General features: G+C 62.2%; 23 protein-coding genes and 1 pseudogene. 15 read left to right on the top strand and 9 right to left on the bottom strand.

All coding sequences use genetic code 11. The features are described from left to right. Window positions 1-25 precede the first annotated feature (25 nt). Genes AC5ZG1_RS24280 through AC5ZG1_RS24270 form a run of 3 tightly spaced genes read right to left on the bottom strand, consistent with a single transcriptional unit; the run spans window position 26 to window position 2,593 of the window. Entirely contained in the window at window positions 26-793 is a 768-nt protein-coding gene (locus tag AC5ZG1_RS24280) for an ABC transporter permease (protein WP_130225794.1), read from the bottom strand. Beyond that, window positions 790-1,611 carry an ABC transporter ATP-binding protein gene (locus tag AC5ZG1_RS24275; protein ID WP_496134278.1) on the bottom strand — a complete coding sequence of 274 codons (822 nt, stop codon included), beginning with the start codon at window positions 1,609-1,611 and terminating at the stop codon, window positions 790-792. Before AC5ZG1_RS24275 ends, AC5ZG1_RS24280 begins: the two co-directional genes overlap by 4 nt. Window positions 1,612-1,618: 7 nt before the next feature. Continuing rightward, window positions 1,619-2,593: an ABC transporter substrate-binding protein gene (locus AC5ZG1_RS24270; RefSeq protein WP_496134277.1), complete on the bottom strand. Its 975-nt coding sequence runs from the start codon at window positions 2,591-2,593 to the stop codon at window positions 1,619-1,621. Between the two features lie 184 nt (window positions 2,594-2,777). Here AC5ZG1_RS24270 and AC5ZG1_RS24265 point away from each other — a divergent pair, with 184 nt between their 5' ends. The 6 genes from AC5ZG1_RS24265 to AC5ZG1_RS24240 all read left to right on the top strand — a co-directional run bounded on the left by AC5ZG1_RS24265 (window position 2,778) and on the right by AC5ZG1_RS24240 (window position 6,258). Next, window positions 2,778-3,407: an aspartate/glutamate racemase family protein gene (locus tag AC5ZG1_RS24265; RefSeq protein WP_496134276.1), complete on the top strand. Its 630-nt coding sequence runs from the start codon at window positions 2,778-2,780 to the stop codon at window positions 3,405-3,407. 260 nt (window positions 3,408-3,667) lie between these two features. Then, the gene (locus tag AC5ZG1_RS24260; RefSeq protein ID WP_496134275.1) at window positions 3,668-4,642 is read left to right on the top strand and encodes a methyl-accepting chemotaxis protein; all 975 of its coding nucleotides are present in this window, start codon (window positions 3,668-3,670) and stop codon (window positions 4,640-4,642) included. Between the two features lie 150 nt (window positions 4,643-4,792). Beyond that, complete coding sequence (locus tag AC5ZG1_RS24255; protein ID WP_464347176.1) at window positions 4,793-5,254, top strand: DUF2267 domain-containing protein; 462 nt, start codon at window positions 4,793-4,795, stop codon at window positions 5,252-5,254. A gap of 94 nt (window positions 5,255-5,348) precedes the next feature. Continuing rightward, a complete protein-coding gene (locus tag AC5ZG1_RS24250) occupies window positions 5,349-5,531 on the top strand; it encodes a hypothetical protein (RefSeq protein ID WP_035689448.1) in 183 nt (60 codons plus the stop codon). An 11-nt stretch (window positions 5,532-5,542) separates the two neighbouring features. Continuing rightward, a complete protein-coding gene (locus tag AC5ZG1_RS24245) occupies window positions 5,543-5,761 on the top strand; it encodes a hypothetical protein (protein WP_456644278.1) in 219 nt (72 codons plus the stop codon). Between the two features lie 2 nt (window positions 5,762-5,763). Continuing rightward, the gene (locus AC5ZG1_RS24240) at window positions 5,764-6,258 is read left to right on the top strand and encodes a hypothetical protein (protein ID WP_245474702.1); all 495 of its coding nucleotides are present in this window, start codon (window positions 5,764-5,766) and stop codon (window positions 6,256-6,258) included. 84 nt (window positions 6,259-6,342) lie between these two features. Here the strand turns inward: AC5ZG1_RS24240 and AC5ZG1_RS24235 are convergent, their stop codons facing one another. After that, window positions 6,343-6,954, bottom strand: a complete 612-nt coding sequence (locus AC5ZG1_RS24235; protein WP_496134274.1) for an LOG family protein — start codon at window positions 6,952-6,954, stop codon at window positions 6,343-6,345. Window positions 6,955-7,302: 348 nt separating this feature from the next. Between AC5ZG1_RS24235 and AC5ZG1_RS24230 the strand changes: the two genes are divergently transcribed. The 4 genes from AC5ZG1_RS24230 to AC5ZG1_RS24215 are packed head-to-tail and all read left to right on the top strand — an operon-like array spanning window position 7,303 to window position 11,715. Further along, window positions 7,303-8,361 (top strand): toxic anion resistance protein, encoded by a 1,059-nt coding sequence (locus AC5ZG1_RS24230; RefSeq protein ID WP_496134273.1) that lies wholly within the window; start codon window positions 7,303-7,305, stop codon window positions 8,359-8,361. After that, on the top strand, window positions 8,358-9,950 hold the full coding sequence (locus AC5ZG1_RS24225; protein WP_496134272.1) for a vWA domain-containing protein: 1,593 nt from the start codon (window positions 8,358-8,360) through the stop codon (window positions 9,948-9,950). Before AC5ZG1_RS24230 ends, AC5ZG1_RS24225 begins: the two co-directional genes overlap by 4 nt. Further along, on the top strand, window positions 9,950-10,606 hold the full coding sequence (locus AC5ZG1_RS24220; RefSeq protein WP_496134271.1) for a 5-bromo-4-chloroindolyl phosphate hydrolysis family protein: 657 nt from the start codon (window positions 9,950-9,952) through the stop codon (window positions 10,604-10,606). Before AC5ZG1_RS24225 ends, AC5ZG1_RS24220 begins: the two co-directional genes overlap by 1 nt. After that, window positions 10,606-11,715, top strand: coding sequence for a hypothetical protein (locus AC5ZG1_RS24215; RefSeq protein WP_496134270.1), 1,110 nt, complete (start codon window positions 10,606-10,608; stop codon window positions 11,713-11,715). The genes AC5ZG1_RS24220 and AC5ZG1_RS24215 overlap by 1 nt, the downstream gene beginning before the upstream one ends. A 76-nt stretch (window positions 11,716-11,791) precedes the next feature. Here the strand turns inward: AC5ZG1_RS24215 and AC5ZG1_RS24210 are convergent, their stop codons facing one another. After that, window positions 11,792-12,004, bottom strand: a complete 213-nt coding sequence (locus tag AC5ZG1_RS24210) for a hypothetical protein (protein WP_130225805.1) — start codon at window positions 12,002-12,004, stop codon at window positions 11,792-11,794. A 161-nt stretch (window positions 12,005-12,165) separates the two neighbouring features. Continuing rightward, entirely contained in the window at window positions 12,166-13,017 is an 852-nt protein-coding gene (locus AC5ZG1_RS24205; protein WP_496134269.1) for a metal-dependent phosphohydrolase, read from the bottom strand. A 77-nt stretch (window positions 13,018-13,094) separates the two neighbouring features. Between AC5ZG1_RS24205 and AC5ZG1_RS24200 the strand changes: the two genes are divergently transcribed. Both AC5ZG1_RS24200 and AC5ZG1_RS24195 read left to right on the top strand, forming a co-directional pair. Next, a complete protein-coding gene (locus AC5ZG1_RS24200; protein WP_496134268.1) occupies window positions 13,095-13,406 on the top strand; it encodes a hypothetical protein in 312 nt (103 codons plus the stop codon). A gap of 149 nt (window positions 13,407-13,555) precedes the next feature. Further along, window positions 13,556-13,993, top strand: coding sequence for a hypothetical protein (locus tag AC5ZG1_RS24195; RefSeq protein ID WP_456644286.1), 438 nt, complete (start codon window positions 13,556-13,558; stop codon window positions 13,991-13,993). Between the two features lie 475 nt (window positions 13,994-14,468). Here AC5ZG1_RS24195 and AC5ZG1_RS24190 read toward each other — a convergent pair whose 3' ends face one another. The 3 genes and pseudogenes from AC5ZG1_RS24190 to AC5ZG1_RS24180 form a co-directional block, all read right to left on the bottom strand. After that, window positions 14,469-14,990: a GNAT family N-acetyltransferase gene (locus AC5ZG1_RS24190; protein WP_496134310.1), complete on the bottom strand. Its 522-nt coding sequence runs from the start codon at window positions 14,988-14,990 to the stop codon at window positions 14,469-14,471. Between the two features lie 171 nt (window positions 14,991-15,161). Beyond that, window positions 15,162-15,221 (bottom strand): annotated as a pseudogene (locus AC5ZG1_RS24185) (ATPase inhibitor subunit zeta); the annotation flags it as partial. A gap of 332 nt (window positions 15,222-15,553) precedes the next feature. Further along, window positions 15,554-15,745: a GCG_CRPN prefix-to-repeats domain-containing protein gene (locus tag AC5ZG1_RS24180; RefSeq protein WP_433994492.1), complete on the bottom strand. Its 192-nt coding sequence runs from the start codon at window positions 15,743-15,745 to the stop codon at window positions 15,554-15,556. Between the two features lie 287 nt (window positions 15,746-16,032). On the opposite strand from AC5ZG1_RS24180, the gene AC5ZG1_RS24175 reads away from it, so the two are divergent. The 3 genes from AC5ZG1_RS24175 (at window position 16,033) to AC5ZG1_RS24165 (ending at window position 20,456) form a co-directional block, all read left to right on the top strand. Continuing rightward, window positions 16,033-17,118, top strand: coding sequence for an AI-2E family transporter (locus tag AC5ZG1_RS24175; protein WP_463327103.1), 1,086 nt, complete (start codon window positions 16,033-16,035; stop codon window positions 17,116-17,118). A gap of 117 nt (window positions 17,119-17,235) precedes the next feature. After that, complete coding sequence (locus tag AC5ZG1_RS24170) at window positions 17,236-19,455, top strand: DUF3141 domain-containing protein (RefSeq protein WP_496134267.1); 2,220 nt, start codon at window positions 17,236-17,238, stop codon at window positions 19,453-19,455. Window positions 19,456-19,484: 29 nt separating this feature from the next. Then, window positions 19,485-20,456, top strand: coding sequence for a phosphate acetyltransferase (locus AC5ZG1_RS24165; protein ID WP_496134266.1), 972 nt, complete (start codon window positions 19,485-19,487; stop codon window positions 20,454-20,456). Window positions 20,457-20,459 lie beyond the last annotated feature (3 nt).

Here is a 20,459-nt window from a genome sequence, read left to right as displayed (position 1 = left end):
GTCCTGAGGCCGGAAAGCGCTGCTGCTAGCGGCCGGCCCAGTGCACGAAGCGGCGTTCGATCAATAGAAACAAGAGATTGAGCGCGTAGCCGAGCGCGCCGGCGGCAAAGATCGCCGCATACATGCCGGGCATGTCGAACAATTGCTGCGCTTCGAAGACGCGCTGGCCGAGCCCGTCGGTCGAGCCGATGAACATCTCGGCGACCACGATGATGACGAGCGCAAGCGACACGCCGTTGCGCAAGCCTACGAAGGTCTGCGGCAGCGATTCCAAGAGCATCACGTCGAACAGCACGCGCGTGCGCGATGCGCCCATCACCTTGGCGGCAAGCAGGCGCGTCTTCCGCGCGTTCATGACGCCGTAGGCGACGTTGAACAGGATGACGAGGCCGGCGCCGAACGCGGCCACGGAAATCTTGGTGCGGTCGCCGACGCCGAACAGCACCAGGAACAGTGGAAACATCGCGGAGGCGGGCGTCGAACGGAAGAAGTCGATCAGGAACTCCACCGAGCGATAGAGCTTCTCCGAGGAGCCGAGCAGGATGCCGAGCGGAATGGCGATGACGGCCGCAATTGCGGTGGAGGAGATCGTCCGCGCCACCGTCTTGACGAAGTCGACGCCGAGCTTGCCGCTGGCCATGCCTTCCCACAAGGTCCTGAACGTCTCGGCGGGCGAGGGCAGCAGCACGGGATCGACCAGCTTCAGTCCGTTCACCAGCGTCCAGACGGCGAGCAGCATCGCAACGCCAACCAACGGCAGCAACGCCCTCGCGATTTGCTGGCGTCCCGTCATCCGCGGCGCACCTCGTGCTGGAACAGCTTCAGGCAGTGCGCCTTGGTGGCGACGAAGGAAGGCTCTGACATCGTCTTGTCCGTGCGCGGCCGCGGCGCGTCATAGGGCACGAACTCGACCACCCGTGCCGGATGGCGCGACAGCAGCAGTACATGGTCGGAGAGATATACGGCCTCTTCGAGGTCGTGCGACACCAGGACCGTCGTCGTCTTGGTCTCCATGAACACGCGCTGCAACTGCTCGCGCATGAACAGCGTCATCTCGTAATCGAGCGCGGAGAACGGTTCGTCGAGGAACAGGACCTCCGGCTCGACGATCAGCGCGCGCATGATCGAGACGAGTTGCTGCTGTCCGCCGGAGAGGTAGTAGGGATAGAGCGCAAGGTCGATCTTGACGCCGAGATGCGCCACCAGCCGCTCCACGCGCAGCTTGCGTTCCGCCTTCGGCACGCCCATCAGCTTCAGCGGATAGGCGATGTTGTCGAACGCTGGCAGCCACGGAAACAGGGCCTCGCGATAGTTCTGGAACACATAGCCGAACTTGACGCGACTGAGCGGCCGCCCGTCGAACAGCACCTCGCCGGCGTCAGCGGGCACGAGCCCTGCGATCATGTTGATCAGCGTGCTCTTGCCGCAGCCGTTTGGTCCGAACACGGAAATGAGCTTGCCGCGCGGAATATCGAAATCGAAGGCGTCGTAGATGACAGCGTCGGGATAACGCTTGGAAAGCCCGCGGATCGTGACATGCGGCGCCGTCCGGCGCGACTCGTCGAAGCCGCCGGACAGCCCGCTCGCCACGCTTGCGGCTGCGCTCGTCATGCGCGCCTCAGAACCTGTGCAGGAACTTGGTGACGTCGATCTTTTCGGGCACGACGCCGATCGAGTTGCCGAAATCCGACAATGCCTGCAGATCGGCAAGCTGCTCCTTTGTCATATCGCCGACCATCACATAGCCAAGCATCGGCACCATATCGACCACGTTATCCGGCGTGAACGTGTTCTTGGCGAGGTGTTTTCGCGCTTCATCCGGATTGGCGTTGATGAAGGCAATCGCCTTGGCCCAGGAGGCCGCGAAGCGTTTTGCCACATCCGGCCGCTTCTGGATGAAATCGGCTGTCATCGCGCAGCCGGCGGCGTACGCGTTGGCATTCTCATTGCCGAGGATGTATTTCGAGATCACCCCGGCCTCGATCGGGTGCGCGACGCCTGCCTTGATCATCATCGATGCATTCGGCTCGAGCGTGTAGCCGCCGTCGAAGGTGCCGGCCGTCATGGCGTTGACGTGCTGGCCCATGTCGAGCTGGTCGATCGTGTAGTCGCCTGCCTTCAGGCCGTTCTTGGCGAGGATCGCCTTTGCGGTGTTGATGTTGGCCGGTCCCGGCGCCGACATCAGTTTGGCGCCCTTGAGATCGGCGATCGTTTTCGCCGCAAAGCCATTGCGGACGACGAACTGTTCCATCTTCCAGACCTTGGTCTGGCTGTTGAGGCTGATATAGGTGGCGACTCCCGGCTTCTTGACGTTGGCGTTGAGGCCTTCGAGCGTGACCAGAACCGCCGAGACCTCGATCTGGTTGGTCATCAGCGCCGCGACGTTGGCGGGGCCACCCAAAAGCTTCGTCATCTCGGGCTCGATGTTCCGTTCCTTGAAGAACCCGCGTTCCAGCGCGACGAAATAAGGCAGCGACGACGACAGCGGGAATACGCCGACGGCGACCTTGTCCTGCGCCTGCGAGGGGGCGGGCAGCGCCGCAATGGCTGCGAGCAGGGCAAGGATCGCGGTCACTCTGGTCATCAACTGCATGGAAATTTCCCCTGGGAAGTCCCGGGAGTAGCAAGAAGCGTGCCGCGATAGACTATCATGGCGATCTCCGCGTAAGCTCGGCTTGGACGCCTGACGACAGCAATGTGAACGTCGACCGGCTCGGCCGCGCCGTCGACAGAGCGCTGACCGGCATCGGCAACTGATCGAGAGTAGAACAACGACAATGCGCATCGCCCTTATTCACGCCCTGAAGCATTCGATTCAGCCGATTGAAGCATCGTTCGCCAAGCTGTGGCCGGAGGCGCGGCTGATGAACCTGCTCGACGACAGCCTGTCGGCCGATCTCGCGCGCGACGGCCGGCTCACCGACGCCATGACCGAGCGTTTCCTCGCGCTCGGCCGCTATGTCGTGAGCACGGGCGCCGATGCGATCCTGTTCACCTGCTCCGCCTTCGGACCCTGCATCGAGGCGGTGGCGCGGGCGCATGCGCCGATGCCGGTCTTGAAGCCCAATGAGGCGATGATCGAGCAGGCTGCGCGAAGCGGCCGGAAGGTCGGCCTGCTCTCGACATTTCCGCCGACCTTGGCCTCCATGCCTCGCGAGTTTCCTGCCTCGATTGAGCTCGTACCGAGGCTGGCGGAAGGCGCGCTGGCGGCGCTCGATCGCGGCGACCGCGCCGAGCATGATCGGCTTGTGATCGAAACGTCGAAAGACTTGCGCAACTGCGACGTCATCGCGCTCGCGCAATACAGCATGGCGCCGGCGGCATCGGCGGTTGAGCAAGCGTCGGGACGACCGGTGCTCACGACGCCGGATAGCGCCGTGTTGAAGTTGAAGGAGATGCTCTGCTGACGGTATCCTTTGCGGATGAGTGCGCTACCGAATTTCCTGACCAACCGTCTTCTGGACGAAGAGATACATCAGGGAGTTGTGCGAACTGAGCGTTCGCGCCTCGGCATATGAAGCATGCTTTTTCTGCAAGCAATCATCACTCGCTCTCGGGTTGTTTCATCGCTTTCGCTGCCGTCGTTTAACGTTACTTAAACAGCCCCAGCAATAAGTTTGCCCGGCTGACGAGGTTGGGCCAAAGGCCAGACTGCAACGGGGTGGGCATGATCAAAGGTATTCAAAACTTGCGGATCGGAGCCAAGCTTGGCATCGCATCCGCGCTCGGCGTGATCTTCGTCGCGCTGATGATCATCAATCAATTGACGGCGAATGCCTCAGTCAGCCGCACCAATGAGAGCGTGCTCCTGCAGTCCAACATCGCGCGCGCGGCAATCGACGCCAAGGCGGCAGCGCGCGGCCTGCAGGTCGGCGCGGCTAACATCCGCGTTGCAACCATCGATGAAGAGTTGCAGAAGGCCACCGAGTATCTGGCGGCACGCTACAAAGGATTCCTCGGGTTCATCGATGAGATCTCCCGTCTGTCGACCGCCGATACGCGCTCGCAGTTGGAGAAGCTGAAGAGCACGGCGACTGCCTATGAGTCCGCCGCCGAGAAACTCGCGAAGATGAAAACCGAGCTTCTGGAAATTGCCTCTGTCGAAGCTTCCGGGCTCACGATCTCGAGCGAGGCTCAGGCGCGCGCCGAGCTCATCAACACCATTGCAGGCCAGACCAACCTGCTGGCGCTCAACGCCACTATCGAGGCTGCGCGCGCCGGCGACGCAGGCCGCGGGTTTGCGGTCGTCGCGTCCGAGGTGAAGGCGCTGGCCGAGCAGACGGCGAAGGCGACCGGCGAAATCGGTCAGCAGATCGCCGCGATCCAGACCGCGACCGATCAATCGGTCGGCGCCATCGGCCAGATCAGCAACACGATCGAAACGCTGGCGGAGATCGCCTCGACGGTCGCCGCTGCGGTCGAAGAGCAGGGCGCGGCGACGCAGGAGATCGCGCGCAACGTGCAACAGGCCGCGCAAGGCACTGAGGAAGTTTCTTCGCGGATTACCGATGTCCAGCGCGGCGCCACCGCGACAGGCTCGGCGTCCACGCAGGTGCTCTCGTCCGCGCAATCGCTGTCCCGCGACAGCAGCCGGCTCCAGACGGAAGTCAGCCGGTTCCTGCAGACCGTGCGGGCGGCCTGAATGGTGCCGGTGGCGGCGCTGCCACCATTGTAGATGCCTGCCCGGCCGCCCAGCGACAAAAACCGGCGCCCGCTCGTCGACTGCAATATTCGCGAACCTATGCGTCCGCGCATCGTTAGCCCTGCGTCTTGCAAACGAAGGGTGATCCCCATGAGTGCGACAGGTCTCGAGGTATTCGACAGAACCATCCACCTCACCAATTCATGGCTGGATGAGATCATGGAAACCTTGCCACGCGACCGGCAGCTGGCGTGGCATGCGCTGGGCGCGGTGTTGCGGACCATACGCGATCGGGTTCCGATCGAACTCGCGGCGCATCTCGGCGCACAGCTTCCGCTAATCGTGCGCGGCACGTATTATGATCGATTCCGCCCGAGCGATGCTCCGCAAAACTGGCGGTCAGCGGAACAGTTCCTGTCGATCATCACGGCCGAGCTAAGCTCGACACGGCCGGTCAGCGCGCCTGACGCGGCGCATGCTGTGTTCCAGGTGCTAAACCACTATGTCGATCCTGGTCAGGTCGAGAAGATCCGCCACGCATTGCCGGAGGAAGTCCGCGCGATGTGGCCGGAATCAAAGAGGACGCCGCGGCGCGCGGAGCCGGTTTCCTGATCGTTACGTCGTCGGGTTTTCGATGACAGTGAAGTGAACCCATGCATTTCGCGTGCGTTATCCTATGTCACTTTGGATGGAACAGGAGTCCATCATGACCAAGCCACCACCGGTGCCGCCGGAGAACCAGAGCCGCAAGGGTACGGGTGATCCGAAGTCCGGCAATGCCCATCAGGCGCGCACGACGCGCGGGCACGTGGAAAATCCCGACGAGCAGGGGCAGTCGGCGAACACCAAGCAGAACACCACCCATCAGGGCTATCAGCAGGATCGCTGAAGGAGCGCATCATGTCCACTTCAACCAAGACGCCGGCGAGCATTCGCCAGGGCGGCCCCGGTGCTGCGCACGAAAACGTTCAGGCGCCGCTTGAGGTCAAGAAGCCGGCCGCCGACGATCCCAGGCGACGTCACAGCCGGATTTCCGGCGGCGGTGGCGAGCGCGACAGCCACCACACGCACGAACCGGAACACAAGGGCGGGGGTACGCATCCGGCATCGAAGGGGTGATCATGACGAAACACGCCAAAACGAAACGGCCGAGCGACATCGACCTCTATCGCAATCCGCTGATCGGGGGATCGAAGGGCGTCACAATGGCGCAGGCGACGCCAGACGATCTGGAGGATGTCGAAGGCGAGAACACGTTCGAGGGCGACGTCGAGAACGACACCAACCCGCAGGGTGGTATCGAGGCGCCGGATCGCCGGCGCGGCCGCCCGTCGCGCGATCAGACGCCAAAATCGCGTAAGACGGTGCTGCAGGGCAAGAAGACCCATGAGCAGCAGTTGCGGATGCTGGAACGCAAGCCCGATGTTCCCGATGCGCGCAATCTCGAGCAAGGAGGCGCGCGGAATGTGGAAGATGCGACCGTAAGACGTCCGAAACAGGATGCGCGCCAGTCGGAATTTCCGGTGAGCCGCGGCGGGCTGAACCAGGAAAGCCACCACAACAAGCACAACGATTCCGGTCAGAGCGGCCATAAGCCGCAGAAGCATGGCGGGTGAAGCGACTGAAATCGTGATCCGATTGAAAGGAATCGGATCACGGTTTTACCTCTCCGCTTGAGCATGCTCTTTTCGGACCGTCTCTTATGGCTTGGCGGCCGCGTCCGTGCGCAGCCATTTTCGTGGCGGCGGCTGGTAGGCCGCAAAGCGACGCAGCAGCGCCTCTACTTTGGTTTCGATGATGAGCATCTCGGCGTAGGCTCTGATCGTGAATCCTTCAGCCACCATCTGCTCCACCATCGCCATCAACGGCGCGAAGTAATCCTTCACGTTCAGCAGGCCGCACGGCTTTTGGTGAATCCCGAGCTGGGCCCAGGTCCATTCCTCGAAAAGTTCTTCGAGCGTCCCGGCGCCGCCCGGCAGCGCGATGAAGCCGTCGGATAGCTCGGCCATCATCGTCTTGCGCTCGTGCATGGTCTCGACGATGTGAAGCTGACTCAGGCCGGTGTGTCCGATTTCGCGCTCGACCAGCGCGCGCGGAATGACGCCGACCACGCGTCCGCCCGCCGCGAGCGCTGCGTCTGCCACCGCTCCCATCAGCCCAACCTTCCCGCCGCCATAGACGATGGTAATGCCGGCCTTTGCCAGCGCCTGTCCGGTGGCGACCGCGGTCTCCAGATAGATCGGATCACGGCCCGGGCTGGAGCCGCAGAAGATACAGACGGATTTCAGCGCTTTGGCGTTTTGGTTTTGCATTGGATGTGTGCGGACCTTTCGTGCTGCAAACGATTCGTCGGCGGTTCGACGTTAGCATGAGGGGCGGGGGAATCGCGGCGCCGCGCTACAACGTGAACGCACGGCAGGTCGGTAGTGTGGATGATCTGCTCACATATATTTGAAATCAAACAAGAATCTCTTCATGCACCGAGCTCGCGCCGGATCGGGTTTTGCGACCCTCGGTAACCTATGCCGTTTCGGAAAGGACTTCATCAACAAGCCTGTCATCAACCTGCGGGAGTGTCATCAATCTGTCGTATCGCCTGCGCTTAGCTGCGGAACCAGCCCGACATGCTATCATGGCCGTGGCAGAGAGGGAGTGAGGTAGTGAGCGAAACGATTGATGTCCCGGCGTTGCCGGCTGATGCATCTGCGATTGCACGTATCAAATCCGAAATCGATATTTCAGATCGTTCGCGCATCGTCACGTTCGGCGAGCGCGCCCAGCGGTCAGTGGTCGAATTCGCCGACCGCATTCTGTCCCAGACGCAAAATCGCGAGCTCGGAACGACCGGCAAGCTCCTGTCGGACATTTTGGGCAAGGCGCGCGGGCTCGATCCCGCCGATCTCAAGGACAGCGGCCTCTTGACGCGCCTGTTCTCGTCGGCGGAGGCACGGCTGCGCCGCTTTGCCGAGCAGTTCAGCGATGTCGCTTCGCAGATCGATCGCGTCTGCGTCGAGCTTGATCGCAACAAGGAGGTCCTGCGCCGCGACATCGCGCTGCTCGACGATCTCTATGAGCAGACCAGGACCGCGCTCGGCCAGCTCGACGCGCATATTAGCGCCGGCAAGGCTTTCGCTGAGGACTTTCGCCGCGGCAAGCTGATCGAGATGGAGCGGGCCGCGACCGCGCAAGGCCAAAGCAGCGACGCCCTGCTCGCGGCGCAGACCTATCAGGACGCACTCCAGGCGCTCGACCGGCTCGAGAAGCGCATCTTCTATCTGCAGCAGGCGCGCCAGATCGGCATCCAGCAACTGCCGCAGATCCGCATCGTGCAATCGGGCGACGAGACGCTGATCGAGAACCTGCAGGCCACGACCGAACTCACAATCCCGGTGTGGAAGCAGAAGATGATCCTGCTGCTCGGGCTGAATCGGCAGAAATCCGCGCTCGAGTTGCAGAAGACCGTCACCGATGCCACCAACGAGATGATGCGCCAGGCTTCCGAGATGATGAAGACCCAGGCGATCGAGATCGAGAAGCAGTCACAGCGCGGCATCGTCGACATCACGACGCTGGAAAAGACCAATCGCGACCTGATCGACACCATCTCGGGCGTGCTCGCGGTGCAGGAACAGGGTCGGACCAAGCGCGCTGAGATCGAACAGCGTATGTCGCAACTGACCGACGATTTGAAATCCGCGGTCACCAAGGCGTCTGCATGAGCCTCGCGTTGTTCCCGCGGCGCTGGTTTGCGCTGCATGTCGCGGCACCGCTGATCGCCGTGCTGCTCTCCGGCTGCAGCGGCGGGCCGGGGCCCCAATTCACCATCCTGTCAGGCTCGGAGAATGACGTGCTCGAGCCGCTGGTGCAGGAATTCTGCAAGTCGCGCAATGCCGCCTGCACGATGCGCTATCAGGGCTCGCTTGACATCGCGCTGGCGCTCAAGGGCGACGATCCGCCGGCCGACGCGGTGTGGCCGGCGGCCTCGATCTGGATCGACATGTTCGACACCAAGCGGCGGGTGAAGTCGGTCAAGTCGATCGTGCAGATGCCGGTGATCCTCGGCGTGCGCCGCTTGAAGGCACAAGAGTTGAACTGGATCGGCGCCAAGGTGACTGCGAAGGACATTCTCGCCGCTGTCGAGGCCGGCCGGTTGAAATTCCTGATGACCTCGGCGACGCAGTCGAACTCCGGCGCGGCTGCATATCTTGCGATGCTCGCGGCCGGGATCGGCAAGCCCGACCTGATCGAAGCCGGCGATCTCGACAAGCCCGAGGTGCTGGCGACGGCGCGCGGCCTCCTGAAAGGGGTCGAGCGCAGCGCGGGTTCGAGCGGCTGGCTCGCCGATCTCTATCGCGACGGGGAGCGGAATGGAGCGCACTATCAGGCGATCTGGAACTATGAGGCTGTTATCAAGGAGACCAATGACAAATTGATCGCCGATGGCCACGAGCCGCTTTACGCGATCTATCCGGAAGACGGCGTCGCGGTCGCCGATTCTCCGCTCGGCTTCGTCGATCGCGGCCGTGGCAAGGACGTCGAAACCTTCTTTGCCGATCTGCAAGCCTTTCTGCTCAAGGGCGAGGTTCAGGCGCGGATCGCGAAGACCGGACGGCGGGTGGAGGTCGGCCGCGCGGCGCCGCTTCCCGCCGACCCCAAGACCAATCTGGATCCGGCGCGCGCGCTGACGATCATCCGGCCACCCGAGCCCGCGGTCATCCAGAAGGCGCTGTCGATCTATCAGGAGGCGCTCCGACGTCCCTCGCTCACCGCTTTGTGCCTCGACGTCTCCGGCAGCATGCAAGGAGCAGGCGAGACCCAGTTGCTCGACGCGATCCGTTTCCTTTTGACGCCCGCCCGCACCCGCGAGCTGTTGGTGCAATGGACCAAGGCGGACGAAATCCTGCTGCTGCCGTTCAACGATCATGTGCTGTGGACGGCGCGCGCCACAGGCGGAGAGGCGGAGCAGGGCACGCTTCTCACCCAGGCGCTGGAGCTGCATGCCGGCGGCGGCACCGACTTCTATACCTGTGGCGAGCGGGCGCTCGTCGCCATGAAGCCGCTGCTTGCCAGCGGCGAGCATTTGCCGGCCATCGTCATCATGACCGATGGCAAGAGCCAAGGCTATTTGTCGACGTTTGAGGCCGCGTGGCGCGCGGACGGCCGGCGTGTGCCGGTGTTCGGGGTCACGTTCGGCGACCAGGTCGATCGCAGCCAGCTCGACAATCTGGCGAAGCTGACCGGCGGCAGGGTGTTCGACGGCACCAAGAGCCTGACGGACGCGTTCCGCTCGGTGCGAGGATATAATTGATGGCGACCGTGCCGTCCGGGCTCGGCTGGATTGCCGGTGGCGCGGCCGCCGCGGTCTTGCTGCCTTCGCTTGCGATCGGCGTTGGGATGCCATTCTGGATCGCTTTCCTCGTCAGCGCGCTGGCCGGCGGCGGCATCGTCGCGGTGATGGCGCCGCGCAGGCGCTTCGCCGAACTCGACGCCAGCGGCGCGGCGCGCGGCCGCATCGAATTCGCGCGCGAACTCCTCACGGAGGCAGAGCCGCTGACGGAGCGCATGGAAACCGCGGCGGCAGCGATCCGGACCCGCGTGGTGGCCGAGCGCGTCCGGCATCTCGTGAAGATCGCCCGCGATATTTTTGACGCGATCGAGCGTGACCCGCTGCGCATCGACCGTGTCAGGCGCTTCCTCACTTATTACCTGCCGCGCGCGGCCGAGATCGCCGAGGCCTATGCTTCGCTCGAGCGCAGCACTGTGCCCGACACCGCACGACTCGCCGCGACGCGTGAATTGATCGACCGGCTCGATGGCGCCTTCACACGCTACGCGGCCAATCTGCAGGATGCCGATCTCGACAAGCTCGACATCGAACTCAAGCTTTTGAAAAGCTCGCTCGACGAGGATATCGGACCGGCGCGGACCGGCATCCCGTCCGGGGAGAAGAAGGGGACAACCTGATGGCCATGTCGCGTCGTGCGTTCGGGATCGGCCTCGTCGCCGCAAGCGCCGCGGCGACCGGCGGCTATCTCTACCTTCGGGAACATCCTGAGATCGCCGGCCGCTTCGGCGAAGCGAAGAAACTGTTCGGATTCGCCGGTGGCGAGAAGGAAGGCTTCCTCGCCAATGCGCGTGTGCGCGGCGTGCTCGAGCGCCGCTTTGGGCTGGTGCTCGACGGGCGCCGCGCCGGATCGGTGGAGATGGTGCGCGAGCGTGCATTGCTCGACCAGAAGCCGCAGTTCCTGTGGCCGTCGTCCTCCGTGCTGGTGGAGGTGGCGCGCAGCTCGGGCCTGAAGATTTCGCGCGACCAGGTGATCTTCAATTCGCCAATCGTGCTCTATTCATGGGACCGCATTGCCGATGGCCTGGTGAAGGGCGGTTTCGCCGAGCCGATGGGGGGCCCGCGCTACAAGGCCGACCTTTCGAAGCTGCTCAAGGCGATCATCGCCGGCGAGACCTGGGCCGCGATCGGCGTCTCCGATCTGTTCGGCCGCGCCCGCATCGTCTGCACCGATCCGAACAAGTCCAATTCGGGATTCATGTTCGCGGGCCTCGCCGCGAGCCTGCTCTCGGGCGACGTGGTGATGCCGGATACGCTGAGCCGCATCGACGGGGACGTCGCCACCGTGTTCCGCCGTATGGGCTTCAAGCCGCCGTCCTCGGGAAAATTGTTCGACGATTATGTTGCCGGCGGCGCCGGCGCGCAGCCGCTGATCGTCGGCTACGAGAATCAATTGGTGGAGTGGGTGCTGCAGGATGCCGAGCGCTGGAAGCGGCTGGAGGCCAATGCGCCGGCCAAGCCGGTGATCCTCTATCCGCAGCCGACGGTGTTCTCCGCGCATCCGTTAATCAGCATCGAGCGCCAGGCCGACGACCTCATCGATGCGCTGATGAGCGAAAGCCTGCTCGAGATGGCCTGGGAGGATCACGGATTCCGCGGCCCGCTCGGCACCATCGGCAATGCGCGCAACGCACTCCTGCAGTCCCGCCTGATCGAGCGCATCGACGCGGTGTTGCCGATGCCGGACGCCCCGGTCATGCTCGCGCTGCTCGACCGGTTGGCGGCGTAGCGCGTAAGCGGTGCATCACACCGTTAATCGCTCGGCGACAAAATCAGAGCCGAAGCGCCAGGCTATGACGGCGATCTCAATAGTTGGACTTCGGTCCGCCGTGATACTGGCGCACGTTGGGCCAGTATGGTGCCGGCTCGAAAGCGTAAGGGTAGTACGCGGCTTGTGCAGCGTAAGCTGCCGCGGACCAATGCGTGCGCGCGTGCGTTTTGGAGCTGCCTGCAAACGCAGCGCCCGAGAATGCGATGAGGATGACGACTGATGCAGCCAGTGCGAGTTTGTTTGTCATGAATTCCTCCTTGTGCCCCCGCTAACGAATGCATCTCGCGGTAACCGCGAGCGGTGCCGCGTGTCGGAACTTGGGAGGTCAGGGTTACGCGGGCATTTCAGGCGCCCGAAAATTCGGTTACATCTGCCACATGCCGCGTGCGCCCTGGCAATTGATCAGCGTCACAGCTCCGGACCGGACAGCCTCATCTCTCGTTCCGCCCTGAACACATTGCTGTAAAGGTTTGCGATCCATTGGCGGCCGCTTGACGTGACGTTCAGGTATCGAATGGCGGTCGATATCTGCGGCGCGACGGTGTTCCAATAGAACTGCGGATATTTGTACACGACATCGGCCGGGGTATCGTAGCCGAGCTGCTTGTTCATCCCGGTCTCTTCGAATTCATAGAAGAGAGCGTTGGCCTTCCTCAGATAGTTGGGGTCGCCGAGTTGGCCGATCAGGTCCGCGGCGCGCAGCAGCAGGCCCTCTTCATTGTTCAGATCGTCGTCGTCGGACGATGACGGTGCGTAGGGAAATCGCGTGTATTCGATCGCGCGCGCCATCCGGTTGGCGTCGACGTGTTCAACACCATCGAAACGTTCCAGCGCGAACAGTTTGGACCGGTCCACGTGATAGGGTGCGAGCGCTGCATCGGACGCGCCGCGCGGAAGCCGGATGGTCGTGCCGGTGACATCGGCGACATAGACGTCGTCCCCGTCTCCTTGAAGGACGCCACGGACATAACCGATGTCGTGGATCAGGCAGGCCAGGATGAAATTTGAATAGTCCTCGGCCGTCGTCGGCCGCGACAAGGCGCGCCCCATCAGGATGTCATGACCGGCCAGGGTGACCAGCATCGAGTGCTCGATATCGTGATAGAGCGCGTCGCTGTTGCCGATGCATTCGAGCGCCAGGCGTGCCGCATATGGCAGGAGCTCGTTGAGGTAACCGTAAGACGCGCCGAACCGTCCGTTTGTCTCGGAGGCCAGAAAGGCGCCGAGCGCCTGCGCGGTGAGATGTGGTATCGTGAGCATGTTGCTGCTCGCTCGATCGAGACTGAAATTTAGCACAGTCCGTTCGAACCGTCTTTAGGCAGCGTGCCGAAAATGCTATGGATCAGACGGTGGAAACGCCGGGGGAGCGCCTGTTGATCTGGGTCAAACGCAGTGGACTTGTCGTTTCCTTCTCACTTTTCGTGTGCACCGCACACCAGGCTAAGGCCGTCCCGCTCACGCCGTTCCGCTATCAAGCACAGGCGCAACGCCATTGCCCGGGTGATTCCGTGGTTTGGCTCGATTTTCGGCGCGCGCGCTATTATTTGAAAGGGCAGAAACGTTACGGGCTGGGTCTCACCGGAAGTTTTGTGTGCAGGAGCGAAGCCCAGGCGAGCGGCTACCGCCGTTCCCTTCTCGGGCTGAGGTAGCGATAAGCTCTGACCGCACGTGATGGATGTGTGAGCTGGGTGCCATGGCGAAGCCTGCGTTAAGGTCGCCCTGCAGGGGCGGTCATGTCGTGCGAGGGCTGTACGTCCGGCGAGCGCGCCCGTGATGTTGGAACGAAGAGGAAGTGCAGATGAATATGGCCTTGAGCAGCGCTCTGTTGGTCGTGATGACATCTAGCGCCGCCGCGCAATATCTCGGCAACTATTCCGCCAACCCATATGCCTCGAATTCTACGGGAAACGCATTCGGTGCTGGCAGTCCCTACAATCCAAACAGCATCAACAATCCGTACGGGCGATATGGCAGCGTCCACAGCAACAGCTCCGCCAACAATCCGTACGCGATGGATGCACCCAAGCTGTATGACAGCCAGGGAAACTATCGTGGGCGCCTAAGTAGCAACCGGTATGATCCGGATTCGATTTCAAATCCATACGGCCGCTATGGGAGTCGTTTTTCTCCGGATAGTGTCAACAATCCCTTCGGTGCTGGAAATCCGTACGTACCGGATAGCCCGACGAACCCGTATGGCCAAGGCCTCTCGATTCAAGGAGATGATGACGACTGAAGGGCTTGCGTCGCTCGAGCCGAAGACGAAGGGGGCCGCCGCGAGCTGAGCGATTGCCGTCCTATGAGAGGCGGAGATATCACATGCGACCAGCGTCGGAAAAAAAGAGGCTGCGCCTTCAGCCACCAAGCGTTGTTATGCCGCGAGCTTTGGTGGCACAAACTGCACTGGTCAATTGCCAGCCGCAGCCACATCATGGCGGTGTGGAGTATCGGGTCTATGCCGTCGTTCTCAAATCCGAACCGGGCGAAAACAATAGTGATCTTCGCTATCGCCCGATTGCGTTGGCGCAAGGGCGTTCTCGGATTGAGGTCTGGCTTGTTGTGGGTTGCCGAGAATGACTTGGTATTCAAAGCGGCCGTGATCTCGCTCGGAATATTTTCTGGGGCAATAACCGCAGTTGCCGTGCTCTACCTGTGATCCAGGCAGCAGGGCCATGATAAGCGCATGGCAGCAGGGATTCCGACCATCGTTGTTAGCTGAGCGTCAGCGCCAGATGGATCGTCTGTGGGTCTCGCCGCATGGCCGGCTTGAAGCCGAACTTTCCGAACACTTTCAGCATCGCGGCATTTTCGGGCAAGACCTCTGCGGTCAATTCCTGTAGCCCGGCATTGCGAGCGATGCCGACGAGGTGACGCATCAGGATCGAACCGATGCCGCGTCCCTGCCAGGCATCGACGACCACGAATGCCATCTCGGCTCGCCCGGGCTCGAATACAACGTATCGACCTCCTCCGACGATCGCCCGCCGACCGGCTTCCTCGATGAGTGCGACAAGCGCGACATGATTTCTGAAATCGATGTCCATGAAGAAGGCGCGCTCCTTCTCCGAGAAGCCGCGCTTCACCGCAAAGAAACGGCGTTGCAGGGATTGCGTGCTCGCCCGCCCGACCGCAGCAAGCATGTCGGCCTCATCATCGACTCGAAGCGCTCGGATTTCGATGTGGCTGCCGTCGTTCAGACGCTCGTGCGCGGTGTAGGTTGCGGCTTCCGGCATCTGCTGCCTCTTGTTCCAATCATTCGACGGCCGGTCTCGCTGATCAGGCGGAGTGTGAGGCCCGCACCGGAGCATGGCGCTCGTTTCAGCCAAGAGTGCCGAGCGAAAGCAGGAAGTTGCGTCCTCTCCGATCAATCCAAGCTGTACGGCTGCCCAGTTGCCCAGCAACTTGTTGGCTCGGGCCATCGCTTTGAATCGCAGCTCCTCGTCATGAGCGAATTTCGCTTCCACCGCCTTTTCGCGTTCGTCGAAGGTGATTGCCGTGACATCGGCAATCAAACCTGCCACTCGGGGGACCAGGGTGCTTGATCTAGATCAAGTCGCCATTAGAGCGTTTTCGAGCGAAGCATGCCCTTGGACTTGATCCGAGGGTGGATTACCGGTTCGCGTGAAGAAAACGCGTCAAAACTAGAATCTGGAGCTTCGGTTCTGATTCTATCAGAACCGAAAATGCTCTAGTCACGGGCACTTGATAGTCGTGTGAATCTGCGCGGGCCGCGAGACGCGGCCCACTCCGGTCGGCTCCCGCGATGGACGCCGATCATCCCGATCTGGATCGTCCCCTAGTTGGGGCTGATGATGCATGCTCCGTCGCGACGGCTCCAGACGAACCACCGATAGCACGGAGGACGGGGATGAGCCCCGACCGGACACTCATTGCGCACACGCGCGCCTCTATCCCAGCCGTCGACGACGCACCCGCCGTTGCGCGCCGCATGGCAACCGGGACCGCAGCCGTCCGCGGCGTTGGCCATGCCAATGCTCGCGAATATGGCTGCGAACAGAACTGCGAATGTCACTTTCATCTCTGTTTCCTCTCGCCTCTCATGTTTTGCAGGCAAGTGCTGCGCCGAGCGCGCGGCGTTGATCTTGGATCAATGGGGCGGAAAAGCGAAGCCCCTCCCCGAGCACGAAACCGAGCGGTCGAGGGCACTGATTTCGCGAGATGGGGCAGTGGGGGTCGGTGTGCTTGATCTAAATCAAGCCGCGTCGCGCAGCGCGGTGGGTACGCTTTCGCGCAGCCTCGAACGAGGGCGCACCCTTGAGAACACTTCGCCAGCTTTTGTCCGGGGAGGACATCATCCAGCTTGCGATCCGGCTTGGATTGCTGGCTTTTCTGATCTACTGGACTTTCGTTCTTGTACGACCCTTCGTGCCAATCGTGGCCTGGAGCGTGGTGCTCGCCGTTGCGTTCCATCCGGTCTTTAACGGTCTCGCCAAGTTGCTCGGCGGACGCCCGAAGCTGGCGGCGGCGATTCTCACTATCGTCAACCTCGCGATAGTCATCGGGCCGGCGACCTGGCTCGGTCTGGGCGCGGTGGATGGCCTCCGGGAAATTGCCGCACAACTCAGCGCGGGAAGCCTCGGGGTTCCCTCGCCGCCCGCGCGCATCAAGGATTGGCCGCTGATCGGCCCGCAGCTCTACGATCTCTGGGATCAGGCATCGACCAACCTCCGCGCCGTTCTGCGCGAAATCGCTCCTTATCTGAAGCCGCTGGCCGCGACGATTCTCGGCCTTGCCGGGAATGCCGGCGTTGGAACGCTCAAATTCCTGCTGTCGGTTGCTTTGGCCGGCTTTCTCTTCCCCTATGGACCGCAATTAGTGGCGGCGAGCCGGGGGTTCCTGTCCCGCGTCGTTCCCGAGCAGAGCGAACACTTCCTGGAATTGGCGGGCGCAACGATACGTGGCGTATCTCAAGGCGTTATCGGCGTCGCGATCATCCAGTCGCTGCTCGCCGGCATTGGTCTCAAGTTGGCGGGAATTCCGAATGCGGGCCTGTTGGCTTTCGCGATCCTGCTGCTGAGCATCGTGCAGATCGGTGCGGCGGTCGTCCTGCTTCCCGTGATCATCTGGCTCTGGACAGCGAAAGACTTCACGACGGCACTCCCACTGACCGTGTTTCTGGTGATTGTTGGCTTGCTTGACAACATCTTGAAGCCGCTGGTGATGGGGCGCGGCCTTACTACACCCGCCCTCGTGATCCTTATCGGGGTGGTCGGAGGCACGCTTGCACACGGAATTCTTGGCCTCTTTATCGGCCCGGTCATCCTGTCAGTCGCTTGGGAGTTGACAGTGGCCTGGATCAATCAGGATCGCAGCCGCCTTGCGCAATCGGCGGAACAATAGCTCGCAAGCCGAAGCCGCTCAAATCGGACCATTCTGTTCCGCTTCACGACGTTGACCTAAATCAAAGTCCGGGGTGGCGCGGCGCATTCAATCGATGCGCGACACGGAGGTCTGAACATGTCGATCGACAAAACACCGCTTGCGCGCGTTCCCATGTCAGGCCTCGTTGCTTCGGCCGTGGAATACATGATTGATGCCGGGCAGCGCACTGTGCTGTTCCTGGATATCCTGCGCCGGCGTGGTGACCAGTATCGGCAGCACATTGCCCAGACGGCACCGCATGTTCTGCACTACGCCGCCGAACTGGTCATGGACGGGCGCAAGCTCTCCGAACCGGTGAACTATGCGCTGGTGCGCATCATTCCGCCTGAGGGTATCGAGCTCGATCTCGAGCGGCGACCGTTCATCGTGGTCGATCCGCGCGCCGGACACGGGCCGGGAATCGGCGGGTTCAAGGCGGACAGCGAGATCGGCGTCGCCATGAAGGCCGGTCATCCCTGCTACTTCATCGGCTTCCTGCCGGAGCCGATGCCGCACCAGACCATCGAGCGCATCGCGCGCGCGGAAGCCTTGTTCATCGAGGAAGTCATCAGGCGCCATCCTGATGGCGACGGCAAGCCCTGCGTGATCGGCAACTGCCAGGCCGGCTGGGCCGTGATGATGCTCGCATCGCTGCGCCCGGAACTGTTCGGGCCCATCATCGTCGCCGGCGCGCCGCTGGCCTATTGGGCTGGCGTGCACGGCAAATATCCGATGCGCTACTCGGGCGGCCTGCTCGGCGGGAGCTGGTTGACCGCGCTCACCAGCGACCTCGGCGCCGGCAAGTTTGACGGCGCCTGGCTGGTGCAGAATTTCGAGAACCAGAACCCGTCGAACACGCTGTGGACCAAACAATATAATGTGTATTCGAAGGTCGACACCGAGGCGGACCGCTATCTCGAATTCGAGCGCTGGTGGGGCGGGCATGTCAACCTGAACGCGGAAGAAATCCAGTTCATTGTCGATGAGCTCTTCATCGGCAACAATCTCGCCGCCGGCCGCATCAAGACGTCCGATGGCAAGGCAGTCGACCTGCGCAACATCAAGTCACCCATCGTGGTGTTCTGCTCCAAGGGAGACAATATCACTCCGCCACAGCAGGCGTTGGGCTGGGTCCTCGATCTCTACGCCGACGTCGACGAGATCAGGGCCTACGGCCAGACCATCGTCTACACGGTTCACGAGAGCGTCGGCCATCTCGGAATCTTCGTGTCCGGCGGCATCGCCAAGAAGGAACACGCGGAATTTTCCAGCAACATCGATCTGATCGACGTGCTGCCGCCGGGCCTCTATGAAGCGACCTTCGAGGCAAAGGACGCCGATACTGCGAATGCGGATCTTGCGGTCGGGCAGTGGGTGATGCGCTGCGAGGCGCGCACGCTCGATGATATTCGCGCCATGGGCGGCAACTCGTCGGAAGACGAACGGCGCTTCGCGACCGCCAAGCGCGTCTCGGAGATCAATCTCGCCGCCTATAAAAAGTTCGTCCAGCCCTGGATCAAATGCATGGTGACGCCGCAGCTGGCGGAGTGGACGCGCAACATCCACCCGCTGCGCTTGCAATATGAGTTTTTCAGCAGCCGAAATCCGTTGATGACTGCCGTGGGGACGACGGCGGAAAGAATTCGGAATGATCGGAAACCGGCAGCCGAGGAGAATCCGTTCATCGCCCTTCAGGAAGGAATCTCAAGGCAAATCGTCAGTGCGCTCGACGGTTGGCGGGACTACCAGGAAGCACTCAGCGAAACCATCTTTCTCGCCGTGTATGGTTCGCCCGCGCTTCAGGCGGCGGTCGGTGTTGATCCGCGCTGGGAGCCGTCGCGACAAGGGATGCCGGCCGAGCACCGCGAAATGCTCCAGCGGCGGATCAGCGAGCTGAAATCCAGGATCGACGAAGGCGGCCTTCGCGAGGCAGCTATCAGAGGCTTGCTTTACGTCGGGTCGGCGCGGGGCATGGTGGACGAGCGCAGCCTCGAAGCGCTGCGGCGAATCCGCCGCGAGAGGGGTGAGCGATTGACGTTGGCACAATTCAAAATGCTGGTGCGCGAGCAGTTCTTCATGCTGTTGCTGGACCAGAGGAGAGCGCTGGCGGCAATTCCGAAAATGCTGCCCGACAATGCCAACGAACGCCGCGCGGCCTTCGCAGCGATCGGCGAGGTGTTGTCGGCCAGTGCCGAAATCTCAGGCGAGGTCGCCAAGCGATTGCAGCACGTCGCCGAGTTGTTCTGTCTGGATGCGAGCGAAATGTCGGAAAGGGATAAGGTTACCCCTTTCGATCCAAAAGCGAAGGCGTCGTAACGCTGGTTGGAAGAATCCGGAGCGCCACCATGAGCGTCATGCCCGCAGATTCAGGCGAAGTGCGACCCCACACCAAATATGATCGGTTGATCGCGGCCACCAAGGCCGTGCCGCCGGTGCCGACCATTGTCGTGCATCCCTGCGACGAGACATCGCTGCGCGGTACGTTGGACAGCGCGGAAGCCGGCATCATCCGTCCGCTGCTGGTCGGACCCGAAGCCAAGATCAGGAACACCGCAAGCAAGCATGGCCTCGACATCGCCAGTGTCGAGATCATCGATGTTCCCCACAGCGACGCCGCGGCCGCCAAAGGCGTCGAGCTGATTCATGCGGCCAAGGGCGAAATGCTGATGAAGGGCAGCCTGCACACCGACGAGCTGATGCGCAGCGTCACGGCAAAGGCGACCGGCTTGCGGACCGATCGGCGCATCAGCCATGTGTTCGTGATGGATGTTCCCGCCTATGCCGATACGCTGCTGGTGACGGATGCGGCCATCAATATTTTCCCTGATCTCGAAGACAAGCGGGACATCATCCAGAATGCCATCGATCTCTTCACGCAGGCTGGTTTCGGCACATTGCCACGGGTGGCGATCCTGTCCGCGGTCGAAACGGTTACGTCCAAGATCCCGTCCACCATCGAGGCCGCGGCGCTATGCAAGATGGCGGATCGCGGGCAGATCATCGGCGGCTTGCTCGACGGACCGCTCGCCTTCGACAACGCGATCGATGTGGAGGCGGCCAGGATCAAGGGAATAAAGTCCGAGGTCGCGGGCCGCTCGCAGATCCTGGTCGTTCCCGATCTCGAGGCCGGCAACATGCTGGCAAAGAATCTGGCCTATTTCGCGAACGCCGACAGCGCCGGCATCGTGCTCGGGGCCCGGGTGCCAATCGTTCTGACCTCCCGTGCGGATTCACCGCGGGCGCGCATGGCCTCCTGCGCGGTCGCGGCGCTCTATGCCGACGCGCGGCGCCGGCTTGCTCCAATTGCGGCTGCGTGATCG

It is taken from the genome of Bradyrhizobium sp. Leo78 (genome assembly GCF_059512425.1).
This window is presented reverse-complemented; position numbering and strand designations above follow the sequence as displayed.

Excerpts from the sequence above, each read along its gene's own strand:
- AC5ZG1_RS24280 (WP_130225794.1), bottom strand. The coding sequence starts at position 793 with ATGACGGGACGCCAGCAAATCGCGAGGGCGTTGCTGCCGTTGGTTGGC.
- AC5ZG1_RS24275 (WP_496134278.1), bottom strand. The coding sequence starts at position 1,611 with ATGACGAGCGCAGCCGCAAGCGTGGCGAGCGGGCTGTCCGGCGGCTTC.
- AC5ZG1_RS24270 (WP_496134277.1), bottom strand. The coding sequence starts at position 2,593 with ATGCAGTTGATGACCAGAGTGACCGCGATCCTTGCCCTGCTCGCAGCC.
- AC5ZG1_RS24265 (WP_496134276.1), top strand. The coding sequence starts at position 2,778 with ATGCGCATCGCCCTTATTCACGCCCTGAAGCATTCGATTCAGCCGATT.
- AC5ZG1_RS24260 (WP_496134275.1), top strand. The coding sequence starts at position 3,668 with ATGATCAAAGGTATTCAAAACTTGCGGATCGGAGCCAAGCTTGGCATC.
- AC5ZG1_RS24255 (WP_464347176.1), top strand. The coding sequence starts at position 4,793 with ATGAGTGCGACAGGTCTCGAGGTATTCGACAGAACCATCCACCTCACC.
- AC5ZG1_RS24250 (WP_035689448.1), top strand. The coding sequence starts at position 5,349 with ATGACCAAGCCACCACCGGTGCCGCCGGAGAACCAGAGCCGCAAGGGT.
- AC5ZG1_RS24245 (WP_456644278.1), top strand. The coding sequence starts at position 5,543 with ATGTCCACTTCAACCAAGACGCCGGCGAGCATTCGCCAGGGCGGCCCC.
- AC5ZG1_RS24240 (WP_245474702.1), top strand. The coding sequence starts at position 5,764 with ATGACGAAACACGCCAAAACGAAACGGCCGAGCGACATCGACCTCTAT.
- AC5ZG1_RS24235 (WP_496134274.1), bottom strand. The coding sequence starts at position 6,954 with ATGCAAAACCAAAACGCCAAAGCGCTGAAATCCGTCTGTATCTTCTGC.
- AC5ZG1_RS24225 (WP_496134272.1), top strand. The coding sequence starts at position 8,358 with ATGAGCCTCGCGTTGTTCCCGCGGCGCTGGTTTGCGCTGCATGTCGCG.
- AC5ZG1_RS24220 (WP_496134271.1), top strand. The coding sequence starts at position 9,950 with ATGGCGACCGTGCCGTCCGGGCTCGGCTGGATTGCCGGTGGCGCGGCC.
- AC5ZG1_RS24215 (WP_496134270.1), top strand. The coding sequence starts at position 10,606 with ATGGCCATGTCGCGTCGTGCGTTCGGGATCGGCCTCGTCGCCGCAAGC.
- AC5ZG1_RS24210 (WP_130225805.1), bottom strand. The coding sequence starts at position 12,004 with ATGACAAACAAACTCGCACTGGCTGCATCAGTCGTCATCCTCATCGCA.
- AC5ZG1_RS24205 (WP_496134269.1), bottom strand. The coding sequence starts at position 13,017 with ATGCTCACGATACCACATCTCACCGCGCAGGCGCTCGGCGCCTTTCTG.
- AC5ZG1_RS24200 (WP_496134268.1), top strand. The coding sequence starts at position 13,095 with ATGGATCAGACGGTGGAAACGCCGGGGGAGCGCCTGTTGATCTGGGTC.
- AC5ZG1_RS24195 (WP_456644286.1), top strand. The coding sequence starts at position 13,556 with ATGAATATGGCCTTGAGCAGCGCTCTGTTGGTCGTGATGACATCTAGC.
- AC5ZG1_RS24190 (WP_496134310.1), bottom strand. The coding sequence starts at position 14,990 with ATGCCGGAAGCCGCAACCTACACCGCGCACGAGCGTCTGAACGACGGC.
- AC5ZG1_RS24180 (WP_433994492.1), bottom strand. The coding sequence starts at position 15,745 with ATGGCCAACGCCGCGGACGGCTGCGGTCCCGGTTGCCATGCGGCGCGC.
- AC5ZG1_RS24170 (WP_496134267.1), top strand. The coding sequence starts at position 17,236 with ATGTCGATCGACAAAACACCGCTTGCGCGCGTTCCCATGTCAGGCCTC.
- AC5ZG1_RS24165 (WP_496134266.1), top strand. The coding sequence starts at position 19,485 with ATGAGCGTCATGCCCGCAGATTCAGGCGAAGTGCGACCCCACACCAAA.